We start from the raw sequence: 255 nt of genomic DNA on the forward strand, positions 1-255 counted from the left end.
TAGAATTCTCTTCTTGCCTACCTGTGTCGGTTTGCGGTACGGGTACAAGATTATTCGATAGCACCTTTTCTTGGCAGTTTGAATCTGTCGCTTCGCATCTTTCTGCTCCCCATGATAACTTACGTTAACGAATATACGGATTTGCCTGTATATTCTGGCTTGTTACTTGGACGTGTTCTACCATTCACACGCTCGACTTTTCCTTCTGCGTCAGTACTTCTCTCAATCACAATCTTGTAGTACAGGAATTTCTAC

General features: G+C 42.7%; 1 rRNA gene. It reads right to left on the bottom strand.

The annotated features are described in order from the left end of the window. Positions 1-255 (bottom strand): 23S ribosomal RNA (locus tag ACU68U_RS09405); the annotation flags it as partial.

It is taken from the genome of Finegoldia sp. P3-F-LR (assembly GCF_052932165.1).